This is a genomic window from Arcanobacterium haemolyticum DSM 20595 (assembly GCF_000092365.1).
Lineage (GTDB): Bacteria > Actinomycetota > Actinomycetes > Actinomycetales > Actinomycetaceae > Arcanobacterium > Arcanobacterium haemolyticum.
This window is the reverse complement of the sequence record NC_014218.1, coordinates 1,907,465-1,920,344: the sequence shown is the minus strand read 5'-3', so window position 1 is coordinate 1,920,344 and position 12,880 is coordinate 1,907,465. Positions and strand designations below refer to the sequence as shown.

The 12,880-nt window shown below is 52.4% G+C and carries 6 protein-coding genes and 1 CRISPR repeat array; of the genes, 2 read left to right on the top strand and 4 right to left on the bottom strand.

The features are described from left to right. Nucleotides 1-22 precede the first annotated feature (22 nt). Together ARCH_RS08885 and ARCH_RS08880 are read left to right on the top strand one after the other, a co-directional pair. Nucleotides 23-1,426, top strand: coding sequence for a sugar porter family MFS transporter (locus ARCH_RS08885; RefSeq protein ID WP_013170935.1), 1,404 nt, complete (start codon nt 23-25; stop codon nt 1,424-1,426). 77 nt (nt 1,427-1,503) lie between these two features. Further along, nucleotides 1,504-2,187, top strand: a complete 684-nt coding sequence (locus ARCH_RS08880) for a GntR family transcriptional regulator (protein ID WP_013170934.1) — start codon at nt 1,504-1,506, stop codon at nt 2,185-2,187. Between the two features lie 1,657 nt (nt 2,188-3,844). Next, nucleotides 3,845-8,206: a CRISPR direct-repeat array (repeat unit 29 nt; unit sequence GGAAATACCCCCGCGTGTGCGGGGAAGAG). 20 nt (nt 8,207-8,226) lie between these two features. On the opposite strand, the gene cas2e is transcribed toward ARCH_RS08880, so the two are convergent. The 4 genes from cas2e to cas6e are packed head-to-tail and all read right to left on the bottom strand — an operon-like array spanning nt 8,227 to nt 12,827. Continuing rightward, nucleotides 8,227-8,544, bottom strand: a complete 318-nt coding sequence (cas2e, locus tag ARCH_RS08870) for a type I-E CRISPR-associated endoribonuclease Cas2e (RefSeq protein ID WP_231957973.1) — start codon at nt 8,542-8,544, stop codon at nt 8,227-8,229. Then, entirely contained in the window at nt 8,507-9,490 is a 984-nt protein-coding gene (cas1e, locus tag ARCH_RS08865) for a type I-E CRISPR-associated endonuclease Cas1e (protein WP_013170930.1), read from the bottom strand. Before cas1e ends, cas2e begins: the two co-directional genes overlap by 38 nt. Further along, the gene (locus tag ARCH_RS08860) at nt 9,487-12,132 is read right to left on the bottom strand and encodes a CRISPR-associated helicase/endonuclease Cas3 (protein WP_013170929.1); all 2,646 of its coding nucleotides are present in this window, start codon (nt 12,130-12,132) and stop codon (nt 9,487-9,489) included. The genes cas1e and ARCH_RS08860 overlap by 4 nt, the downstream gene beginning before the upstream one ends. Next, nucleotides 12,129-12,827 (bottom strand): type I-E CRISPR-associated protein Cas6/Cse3/CasE, encoded by a 699-nt coding sequence (cas6e, locus tag ARCH_RS08855; RefSeq protein ID WP_013170928.1) that lies wholly within the window; start codon nt 12,825-12,827, stop codon nt 12,129-12,131. Before cas6e ends, ARCH_RS08860 begins: the two co-directional genes overlap by 4 nt. Nucleotides 12,828-12,880 lie beyond the last annotated feature (53 nt).

The following is a 12,880-nucleotide window of genomic DNA, read 5'->3' as shown; positions in this document are numbered from 1 at the left end:
CGATCACAAGGACGTTTTCGATATGACACACAAAAAGACAAGCCTTCTGCAGCTCGCAGTTGCGGCAGCACTAGGGGGATTTCTCTTCGGTTTTGATTTGGCCGTGATAAACGGCGCGATCGGCTCTGTTTCTGGGGCTGAAACTGGTTTCGATCTATCCGCATCCATGACTGGCGTGGTGGTGTCCATTGTGAGCCTAGGTGCCGCCGTTGGTGCGTGGTTCGCTGGGGCTGCTGCGAATAAATACGGGCGTGTGCGTGTGATGGTTACAGCGGCATTACTGTTTGCTATCTCTGCGCTGATGTCTGGGCTCTCATTCGATGTTTATTCCCTGATCATCTGGCGTTTGGTGGGCGGCTTTGGTGTGGGTATTTCCGCGGTGATTGCCCCGGCCTACATTGCGGAAATTGCGCCGGCAGATAAGCGTGGCCGGTTGGGTACGTTGCAACAGTTGGCTATCGGCGTTGGTATCTTCGGTGCTTTTATATCTAACTATGCGTTTGTGAGCGGCTTTGGCAATGCTGATGCTTCCGCATGGTTCGGTTTGGAAGTGTGGCGTTGGATGTTCATGAGTGAGCTTCTGCCAGCAATCATTTACGGTGCGATGGCGTTGCGTTTGCCTGAATCTCCACGTTACCTCGTGGGTATTGGGCGTGAATCGGAAGCGCGTGACATCATCCAGATGATCCGCGCTGATTCGGATCCGGATGGGCGAATTGACGAAATCCGGAAGAGCCTTCACGGCCACAAGCCATCAGTGAAGCAGCTGCTGGATTCCCGGTACGGACTGAAGCCTGTAGCGTGGGTAGCGTTGGCGTTCGCCTTCCTGATCCAAATGGCTGGTATTAACAACGTTCTTCTCTATGCCACGCAGCTCTGGGAAACCGTTGGATTCCAAGGGAACCTATCTGTCTTTATCCCAGTGGTTACATCGATTATCGGTATTATCATGACCTTAATTGGTATGTCCCTTATTGATCGTGTTGGCCGTAAGCCACTGTTGCTATGGGGTGCTGTGGGCATGTTCGTGATGATGCTGGCATCCGGTATCTCCTTCATGCAATCCTCCGGAGCTGATGATGGCACCCTCCACCTGAGCACCGGCTGGGCATTCACGGCACTCTTCAGTGTTCACATGGTCTATATCATCTTCTGTGGAACATGGGGCGTTGTGCTCTGGGTTTTCCTAGGCGAAATCTTCCCGAACCTCATCCGTACCGCGGGTTTGGGCCTGGCCACCGCAGGAAACTGGGTGGGCGGCACGCTGATTACCTTCCTCTTCCCAGTATCGATGAAATACCTGGGATTGGCAGGCACCTACTTCTCCTACGCAGTTGTTGGTGCACTCCTTATCTGGCTAGTTGTTGTATACATTCCAGAAACACGCAATAAGGAGCTCGAAGAAATGTCCTTCTCCACTCGCTGATGTAAGGAGCGGAGTGTGGGCACGCAGCATGATGAATACTGCGTGCCCAGTTTCATTCACGGATAGAATGAGCTGTTATGAAGCCAAAATACACTGACATCTATGAAAAGCTGCTCACCCGCTTATCGGCGATGGAGCCGGGAGATCAGCTGGCCAGCGAAACACAATTGTCAAAAGATTTTCATGTTTCCCCAATGACTGTTCGCCGCGCCCTTATGCTGCTTCAACAAGAAGGCCGAACAATCGGGATTCCTGGCAAGGGAACGTTCGTATCGCATCGTTCGGGCCGGGTGGCTGGCGAAGGTTTCGCGCCTGCAATTTCCGCTAACGGGGTGGTGCCGGAGGCCCGGTTGTTTTCGGCGTCGATGGAGTTGGCTGATGACGACGCCGCGCAACAATTCTCCCTAGGCGCCGGTAGTTTTATTGTGACGATCGAACGGCTTCATTATGGGGATGGCGAACCGATCGGGATTGAAATCGTGCGCGTGAATCCTGACGTTTTCCCTGAAGCCCTGCGGATGGATCTCACCTGCGACGGATCGATCCTGGACCACATCGCGAAAACTGTACCTGATGGGAAATGGACGAAGGAATACTCGATTCGGGCGGCGCTCGCAACGAACGAAGAAGCCGAAATGCTGGGTGTAGAAGATTCGTGCGCCTGCCTCCATGTTGTGGTGAACATGATGGATTCGCATAGTGTATGCGTGGGGCGTTCTCACTGCGTGTATATGGGTAATAAATACGAGGTCGAGTTTTAGGATTTTCGTGGGCCGAACCGGGCTTTAAAGGAGATTGAAGTGCTCCGGGTTTTGTTCTTAGGCTTTTGTTTTGATTTCTAGTATTTCCTGTGGCGGGTTCTGCTTCTAAGATTCGGTTTCTGCCTCGATCGGGGTTCGGTAGCCTAAGCTGTGGTGGACTCTAGTCTCGTTCTACCAGGACACCGACTCGAATGTCGCGATTTCTACCTCGACGTCATCCCGCCTGCGAGTATGGATGAGCTCGTTGTAGACAACGCTGATACTGCGACCCGTGATCCCAATGGTGAATGAGACTTGTTTCCTTAGCACACACGATCAGTTGGTTGAGAGCTTGCAGCGGCAAAGCTTTGGCATGGAATCTGATAACGCCCACCCAACGATGTGTCGGGAGTAAACGTCGGTGACAAACGCGGCGTCCACAAAGCCGTTCTTCGTGCGCACATACGTAAATGTTAGCCACCCACAATTTGTTCACAACCGATATTCCCTCACGGCAAAGAGCATGCCACATGTTCCACACACCCTAGACACCGTCATTATCTCGATGAACAGCACTCATGCGTTTAAACAGCACAGCCACACGCGAAGGCGGCGAGCACGTAAACCACGAGCCTGATACCCACGCAAGGTGAGCCCACCAGCCCGGTTATGCTTCACCGTCTTACAGATAAACTCGACAAAGAAAATACTCCCGGTACCCATCGATAAACCGGATCATGTCTTAACGTGGCCTGGTTGTGACGCGAAAAAAGCTGAGGCAGCCTTCAGCAGTTCGTTAGTGTCGCGTAGCTGGTGATACGACGTAGCCTCGCGTTCTTGGCGGCCACATCTTCAGGCACAGGTTTCTGGGGATGTTTCGCGCACGGCGGGCCTGCTTAAAGTCCATTGACAGGCCGTGTGCCACGAGACGGCCAGCTTTAGAGCTACTGCCTGCGGCTTGCACCAGCATGTTGTCCACCAAGATGTCTTCCACAAGACGAACCACACGGCCCTTGGCATCCTGGCCAAATATCCCTGGCATATTCGAAGATATTCCCATCTACTCAAACAAAACAAAACCCGGGACACTTCATGAGCGCGTTCTTGACACGAATGTCTGAAATACCCCCGCGTGTGCGGGGAAGAGCGTTTGAAGCTTGAACAACCATTGGTGTTGAAGCTTCATTAAGGGTTCCGGATATGAATACGTCTTGTCCGTCGGGGAAAATATCGGTGTTCTTGGTCAAGAATGATCCGATTTCGCCGCGGGCTTCGACTATTACGCGCAAATCTTCTACATGTACGCTAAAGCGTGAGCCGTCAGGGGTTTGTGTTATGGCTCCGTTGATAGGTGCGCAGATCATTATTCTGTTCATAGTTTTGGTCTTTCTGGAGATATGGATGGAGATACTTGGAAGGGTGTGGAGTGATTCGAGCTACGTTCAGAGATTCGTGATGCAAGATCATCCCTAGTTTGAGGTTGAATAACAGTGCGTAGTTGCGATATACCTTGATCAAGGCTCATATTCGAGCCGAGCAATTGTAGCTCGGGTATCGGTATGAGTCTTTTTAATATTTCTGGATTTATGTATCGAACAGTGTTCTCTTCGATATTTCGTTGTACGAATCGCACAATGTTGTTTCGGCCGTAAACGCTTAACGCAATAGCGTCATTAATGGAAATACCCCCGCGTGTGCGGGGAATAGAATCGGAAAGAGTGCGGTGAGTCTGGCCTATGGGAAATACCCCCGCGTGTGCGGGGAAGAGCTGTGAGTTTCGAGAGAAAGAACAACTAAGCGGGAAATACCCCCGCGTGTGCGGGGAAGAGCGGACACCAAGTTCCGCGACATTCTTTGCGATGGAAATACCCCCGCGTGTGCGGGGAAGAGTCGGATATTGAGGTTCGCGTGAAACGAAATCTGGAAATACCCCCGCGTGTGCGGGGAAGAGTTCGCTTTTTGCTCTACTTCAGTAAAAGCGTCGGAAATACCCCCGCGTGTGCGGGGAAGAGATCAAGGCTTCAAAAATGACTGGCGCGAAACCGGAAATACCCCCGCGTGTGCGGGGAAGAGTCGAAGGGTAAGAACGTTTTCGTCGCGTGTACGGAAATACCCCCGCGTGTGCGGGGAAGAGTCCCTTATTTTATTGACACTGTGGATGAGAAAGGAAATACCCCCGCGTGTGCGGGGAAGAGGGATATGTGTCTGAGGACGGTCTAACAAACTCGGAAATACCCCCGCGTGTGCGGGGAAGAGTGGGGCTGCAATGCAAAAAAAGAGCCACTACCGGAAATACCCCCGCGTGTGCGGGGAAGAGGTTCCTTTAAGCCAGGTAATGAAGAATGAAGCGGAAATACCCCCGCGTGTGCGGGGAAGAGTGCCGATCTATCTGTGCGGGACGTGGACAGCTGGAAATACCCCCGCGTGTGCGGGGAAGAGTGCCGATCTATCTGTGCGGGACGTGGACAGCTGGAAATACCCCCGCGTGTGCGGGGAAGAGCGGCTCCATCTCATCGCTGACATGTGCGAAATGGAAATACCCCCGCGTGTGCGGGGAAGAGGAGCATCGAGGCGCCTGGCATAATCGATGCGGGGAAATACCCCCGCGTGTGCGGGGAAGAGCGAATGATACGTCTTTTTTTCCTGGATTGTCCAGAAATACCCCCGCGTGTGCGGGGAAGAGGGCGTAGGTGAAAAGACTTTGCGTAAATGGGAGGAAATACCCCCGCGTGTGCGGGGAAGAGGTACGTATCCACGGTGGTCTTAATCGACTCGTGGAAATACCCCCGCGTGTGCGGGGAAGAGTCACCATGACCGGTGTGGCGAGTGTTCCGATAGGAAATACCCCCGCGTGTGCGGGGAAGAGTGCGTGTGGTGTTCCAAGGTAAAGGCGCACCTGGAAATACCCCCGCGTGTGCGGGGAAGAGGGACCAGTCGGGCCTTGCTTACCGGGCGAACCGGAAATACCCCCGCGTGTGCGGGGAAGAGCGCAAAGCACTATCGGGCTAGCAATCGTTGCTGGAAATACCCCCGCGTGTGCGGGGAAGAGCGATAACATTGCTTTTAGCAGAGCCAGTTATCGGAAATACCCCCGCGTGTGCGGGGAAGAGCGGTTAATGATTGGATTAAAGCTATCATCGGCGGAAATACCCCCGCGTGTGCGGGGAAGAGCGAGCAATTGTTGAACTGCCAGTAGGTCAGAAGGAAATACCCCCGCGTGTGCGGGGAAGAGTGTGCGCTTTGAAGCAGTAGACATCATATCCCGGAAATACCCCCGCGTGTGCGGGGAAGAGTGGCAAGCGGAATCCTAGGCGCTGAACCAGCAGGAAATACCCCCGCGTGTGCGGGGAAGAGAGCGACAAGCGCTCCGACGAGAGCGAGGAAAAGGAAATACCCCCGCGTGTGCGGGGAAGAGTTTCCTTGGACTTCTGAGAATGCCCATGCTTCGGAAATACCCCCGCGTGTGCGGGGAAGAGTTTGACTAACTGAGCTGTTCACATTGACTAATGGAAATACCCCCGCGTGTGCGGGGAAGAGTTAGATAACGCTAATTATTCAAACGTGCGAGAGGAAATACCCCCGCGTGTGCGGGGAAGAGAATTATGGTGGGTGACACCACCAATGGTAGAGGGAAATACCCCCGCGTGTGCGGGGAAGAGGTACCGAAGTAGTCGACGATGGTACAGCGCGGGGAAATACCCCCGCGTGTGCGGGGAAGAGCAACCGGTCCGCACGCTCCTCCTCGCACGCTGGGAAATACCCCCGCGTGTGCGGGGAAGAGGGGATATGGAACGTGGTAATAATGATGAACCTAGAAATACCCCCGCGTGTGCGGGGAAGAGCACGCCCGCACAGTATGCGCTGATTATGCGCTGGAAATACCCCCGCGTGTGCGGGGAAGAGAAGCAATCCCCTACTAGATTCGAAATAGAAATAGAAATACCCCCGCGTGTGCGGGGAAGAGCGCCGAAAGTGTTATTTGCTGATTCGGTAGCCGGAAATACCCCCGCGTGTGCGGGGAAGAGCTGCTTGATTCGGTGTTGGTGGTTCCGGCGAAGGAAATACCCCCGCGTGTGCGGGGAAGAGCTCTAAGGAACCGATCTGCGTCATCAACTCAGTGAAATACCCCCGCGTGTGCGGGGAAGAGCCAAATCATGACCTACCTACCAACCAACTCCAGGAAATACCCCCGCGTGTGCGGGGAAGAGTGGCGAATCTTGATTGGATTCCATTGGTACACGGAAATACCCCCGCGTGTGCGGGGAAGAGCGGTTTAACCAATTTCCAAGGCTGGAGCTACCCGGAAATACCCCCGCGTGTGCGGGGAAGAGGCAGTCCCTGATCTACCTGACGACGAAAACCTGGAAATACCCCCGCGTGTGCGGGGAAGAGCCGACGACGACCACATGCACATTACCCACATAGGAAATACCCCCGCGTGTGCGGGGAAGAGATCCATACGGACGAAACAACTGCTCATTCCACGGAAATACCCCCGCGTGTGCGGGGAAGAGCTGCTCTTTTTTACGAACCGCTTCCAAACGGTGGAAATACCCCCGCGTGTGCGGGGAAGAGGTGGTTTGGGTAGCCCGCCACCAATAATCGTGGGAAATACCCCCGCGTGTGCGGGGAAGAGTACACGTACACTACCGCCGAATTTGAAGCAATGGAAATACCCCCGCGTGTGCGGGGAAGAGAATTCCGCCTGGCGCGCCTAAGCGTGTGAACAGGAAATACCCCCGCGTGTGCGGGGAAGAGAATCCGTCTGGGTGTGTGCCGGGCAACCTCAGGGGAAATACCCCCGCGTGTGCGGGGAAGAGATGACCTGGTATAGACCCGCTTCAGAAACAACGGAAATACCCCCGCGTGTGCGGGGAAGAGTAACTTGGAGCCGCGAACACTCTACACTACTGGGAAATACCCCCGCGTGTGCGGGGAAGAGTCCGCGGAACTGGCGGTGGTGTGCATACTGCGGGAAATACCCCCGCGTGTGCGGGGAAGAGTTCTTAGTGAATGACGCGCCGCGCTTCGAGACGGAAATACCCCCGCGTGTGCGGGGAAGAGATCACGCAAACCAGAAGCCCGAGCATTCAAGCGGAAATACCCCCGCGTGTGCGGGGAAGAGACGTCGTCGAGCGTCTTAATAACTAGCTGCGTGGAAATACCCCCGCGTGTGCGGGGAAGAGCGAGCGCCGCGGCCCCGATGAGTAGTGCAATCGGAAATACCCCCGCGTGTGCGGGGAAGAGCGTGTATCTGATAGTTACAGTGTCTCTGAAGCGGAAATACCCCCGCGTGTGCGGGGAAGAGACTTATCTTCTCTTCACTGCGCGATCCGGCGCGGAAATACCCCCGCGTGTGCGGGGAAGAGCCTCTTTCGATTAGTTTCTGAAAAGCTTGCTGGGAAATACCCCCGCGTGTGCGGGGAAGAGCCATCAATTACTCGAACCTTCTTGCTCTTGAGGGAAATACCCCCGCGTGTGCGGGGAAGAGCGCGTTTGCTTGTTTCTTCCACGTATTTGCTTGGAAATACCCCCGCGTGTGCGGGGAAGAGACGATTTGGACCCTACGCGCCTACCATCAACAGGAAATACCCCCGCGTGTGCGGGGAAGAGGGATATCGGTTAAATAGAGTTTTGGCAGGCTTGGAAATACCCCCGCGTGTGCGGGGAAGAGAACTCATTGTAAGAGTTAGCAGACAGACCGACGGAAATACCCCCGCGTGTGCGGGGAAGAGCGGCGCAGCCTATCCCGCTGCACGCCTAACACTGAAATACCCCCGCGTGTGCGGGGAAGAGGCAAGTTACCGCTTGAAATAACGAGACAACCTGGAAATACCCCCGCGTGTGCGGGGAAGAGCGCAGCTTATTGAATCCCGAGACTTCGCCAAGGGAAATACCCCCGCGTGTGCGGGGAAGAGAGTATTTACCGTGGAACACATCTTATCTGGCAGGAAATACCCCCGCGTGTGCGGGGAAGAGCGATTACGTCAAGGCTGGCTTGAACGGCTATCGGAAATACCCCCGCGTGTGCGGGGAAGAGACTAACTGACCTGCGCTTTTTCAGCGGTTGTAACGGAGTTTTTGTTCACCGCGCGCAACACGATTGGAGATAAGGATAGCTCCATCTAGATCAACAATGTCGCACGCGGTGCGTCCTTTAGTTTTCACTGAAAACCCCTGTTCTCTCGTGTTGTCGCTATAAATTATATTTGCATTTCCGTTAAAAGGAACTTCTCCGATTCTTTCCCACAATTTTTCACAAACGGCTCGAGAAATATTTCCTACATAAATACCACTATCTACTTCTGTGAGGAATCTGTTCAAATACCCGTGTAAATGATCAGGAGCCGCAGTCAAAGTTACTACTGCAAACATCATCTTCCTTTCCGTACTGCGTGTGCCCAGAAACTTCGCCAAAATCGTCGATTAATCGGTCATCGTTTCGTGAAGGAAGGTGTGGTTCTAAAATGTCCATCAAAGTAGCAAGCATGTCTTGCATGATGTGCTTTTTATGAATGAAAGTTCGGATGTCGCGTCGAATAGCTTCGATATGTTGATCGTCATGCGCATGTTGGAAAACTATGGGGAGTACATATTTCGCTTTGTAAAGATCAGCAAGATCAAAAAGAAGTGCACGGATATCTCCACGATGAATGATACCTAGAGCCGGATTGACACCTATTGCGGCACAAACAGTTGCAGCGATGCCGTACATGATTGCATTAGCAACGTTGAGTCCGGTATTTACTGGGTCAGTTCCTTTTGTGTCACGTTTGAAGTTTTTGATTTTTGCTTTCTTTGCAAGTTCGCGGTAGGTCGTACGCATAAGACGACCTTCAATCCCGCGCATAACTTCGATTTTGCCGTGAGGGATGAGTCCGACGCCGAATTGTTTTGCGTAAAGTTTAACTGCGGCAACTTTTTGGGCTTCAGTAGACGAAATAAGATGGGCTTGAGCAATAGCCCAACGGGCCGACGACGTCAGCGGTGTTGCGTACGTATATGCGTTCACTCCGCCTCCACCCGAAAAAATAATGCTACAGCCAGAACGAGCGCACGATGTGATCGCAGCATTCGAGATGCTTGTTCCGGGTCCTAGGCAGAGAACACCTAATCCGGCCACAGGTAGTTGGATTCGGCGTATGGTTGCTTCGGCGCTGGGATTATCGTCGTCGTTAGTAGCGGCCTGAATCGCAACTACGCCAGTGCGGTCTTGACGAATCAGACAGTATTCCACATAAAGAAACGATACTCGATCAGCAATTCGAATCTGGTGGCTTGCCGGAATTGTGCTGAAAGCAAGTGCTTCTGCTGAATAACTCATAAGCCTTTATCGCTCTCGTCACGATCAGTAAATCCTAAAAGCTCGTCATACCAACGATCTGCTTGCGGCATGAAATAGTATCCGGCAAGAAGGGACCGTGATCCGGCCAAACTAATCATGTCATGTTCAGCGAGATACTCTTCCCTTCCTTGTGATCGGGCTAAATAGAGTGGCATAGAGGCGCGAAGAGCGTGACGAATCTGTTCTTTATCCTGACTTGTCAGTGCTAGGAGTTCTTCGGGTGTTCCCTTCCAGCTTCCAGGAATTTTCCCTGATACGCTCCCCATGATCAGGCGTGCTTGAGAACCTTGATCGATAAGGCGTGTAGTGGATTCGTCCGCAGGATTATCAGTAGTTAAGCCACTGAACTTACTAACTTCTGCATGTGGTTCCAGTGCAGCTGATATTTCGGCACGATTGCTGTCTCCTCGCATACTTTTAAGGAGGTTCTGGGTTAGTGCGTCGTGATCAGAGTCGGTTTCGGCGTTGGTAAAATCAACATGTGCGGAATCGATAAAATCTTGTGCATGATCTGGAATGATAAGTTGCTTATGGTTGGACAACCATGTGTAAGTTCGTCGTAACTCTGCCGCGAGATACGGCAAGTATTGCCCATCTTCGTCGCTTTCGAACCAGGTGATTGTGAGCGTCTTTTCTTTTTCGTTAGGGCAACGTTCAGATCGGTGGGGATCCGGGTGGCGCCATTGCCGGCCTGCGCGTTGCACGAGAGAAGGAGCCGGGCAGATTTCGGAGTTAAGAAAATCAAGATCGATGTCCAGAGACGCTTCAATAGCCTGGGTTCCGATAACGGTAATATTCTCCCCGGTTCCTTTCGGGCCTACCAAGTCGAGAAGCTGAGTAGCAGTTTGACGACGATGTTCCGCAGTCATTCGTGAATGAAGCAGAAGCACGTGTTCGCCCCGCAGTTGCAACTCACGTGCAATATCTTGAGCTCGGCGTACCGTGTTGCAGATAATTCCAATGCGAGCTGTTGGATACTGTTGGCGGATATTTGTGTGCCATGCGATATGTGATGAGACAAGCGAATCAAACGTTGTTTGTCGTAGGTCGATGTTCATGGTGACGTTCAAAGATTCCACCGGCGTTGACATGATATTGGTTGATGTAACTTCATCAATTGATGGGAAAATTGGTGGGCTCAGAGGTTCATCGCCTTGGGAGTATGCTGCAAGTAATTGTTCTCGTTGTGAACTAGGCATAGTTGCAGTCAAGAACGTTACTCGCGTTCGGGTTTTAGCAAGCCAAGGAAGGATGCCTTCAAGCAGTTTTGACTGATAGGGATCAAGCGTGTGCACTTCATCAATGACTATGTGAGCGTTTGCAAGGGCAAGAAGGCGGAAATGGATCCATTTCCCTGGAAGAGACGCTGCGAGTGCTTGGTCGATTGTTCCTACGCACACCGGGGCGAAAAGCCGTGCTGCTCCTGCGCGCACAAAAGAAGACGGATATAAACCATCGGGTTTATCGGTTGTGTTTAGTGTTTGTCCGTTAATGGCTTCGTCGTCGTAAACTGATATCGGTTTAGTGTAAAAATCTTCAACTGAAGCTAAACCGTGAGCTAATGCAGCAACGTTGCAGGTGCCTTGGTAGGCGTGTTGTACGCGCCGCATAATGGCGTTCGATGTGGCTTGAGTAGGGAGTAAGAAAATGAGGCGTTCGGGGCGAGTTGAATGCCGTAGCAGGGCGGCTTCTGTTTTTCCGCTACCTGTGGTGGCCATGAGTGACCACAGTCCATCGCCAGCATCTAAGGCGCGCTGTTGAATAGGACGAGGTGAGTATTTGCCAAGAATAGCTTCGCGTGCTGCTTGTGGATTGGGCCAAGGAGAATAAATACCTACGGTATTGTGTACTCGTTTTTCAGCTTCTGCTTTTCGGCGTGTAACCCATGACGAAGGGTCGTTGAGTAGTTCAGGTTCATGACTGAGTAAATCAAATCCACTGTCAACAAATAGTGCTCCCGACGCGATACGATCTGCGAGGATAACCAGCCCTGATAGGAGAAGTACGATTGTTGGATCGACTTTTTCTGGAATGTCTTTCGTAGTTATGTTGCATTCTTTAAGGACAAGATCGGTGAGGTCTTTTTGAGCTTGCTCCCATCCATAATCTTTATATCCGTTCTGGATTTTTGTTGATTCTGCGCGTTTTAGAACGGGGAGGAAACGGCCGTGATGCCCTCCAAGCACAAGGTGGAGCCAAAGTTTAGAGGCAGCACGTGCTTCGGTGGGTGGACTTGGTTGAAGAGTGTAAGCCGAGGAGCATTCGTGGCGGCGAACATCGATTTTTGTGCGGTCAAGCAGGATATGCCGTGGTGGAATAGGCTTGTAATTTCCGCTTGAATCGATTATTTCTCTGATTTTTTGCCACTCTAACCCGTTTTCCTGAGGACGTTGTTGGAAGAGTGGGTTAGCTTTTCCGACGTCATGTAGTCCCATAACCGCGATGACGATACTGCGTGCTTGTTTTCCGAGGTTTTCTTCAATGAGCTCACGTAACCCGGGGCGAAGCCAGTGGTCGTAGAGAGCTCCTGCAACAGTGACGGTATCGAGAAGATGCGCGATTAGCGGGTAAGTTTTTTCGAAACCGTCTTGTTTTGCCCACAGTTCGGGATGCGTGTTCATTGCAATTCCTGGACTGATAGAAGCCCGCATCCGTACGATTTTGCACGTCCGATTCCGTGACGAATAGTGTCGTTGAGGAGTTTTCCATCAGTTACGGTGGCAACGCCATCGATAGTATCCACTTGTACGGTTAACGACGACGTGGCGTGACCGTTCCTATCGACGCCGAGGAGTTCACGTTGGTGATTGAGAATGGTGACATCGTCGAGGACTCCGCTGAACTTGTTACAGAGCCACGGTGTGATAGTGGTGCTTTCAGGGGAGTTTTGTGATGAATCTGAATTCGTATCGAATGGAACGGGAGCGGTAATAATACGGCTCTTGTCTGGTGTTGCTGGATCGCTAGTGGTTTTCCGGCGAATAGCATTGATCGAAAGGCGGAATCGGATGGGGGTGCCTGGAGCATATTCGGGCTGATTGCGTTCGATAGTTTCAACGCCAAGAGGCAGATGTTCTGGGGCTATGTTGGACTGGATAAGGAAAAATGGTGGCTGTCCAGGAAGATAATCCGTACGGAACAAGATTTCTAGGTCTTTTCGCGGAGTTCCAGAATCTATATCTGTAAAAAGGGCCATCACTGCACGGTGACGGAATTTTGGATCAGTTTCGTTCCATCCTCTGCGTGGTTTATTCACCACTTCTTGGCTCAATGCAATATGAAGCGGATATTTCGTGTAATAGAGCGGTGCTGGCATTGGGTGGCTCCTTTGCAATGATAGACTGACTGAGTTCCTCGCATTAGCGGGGG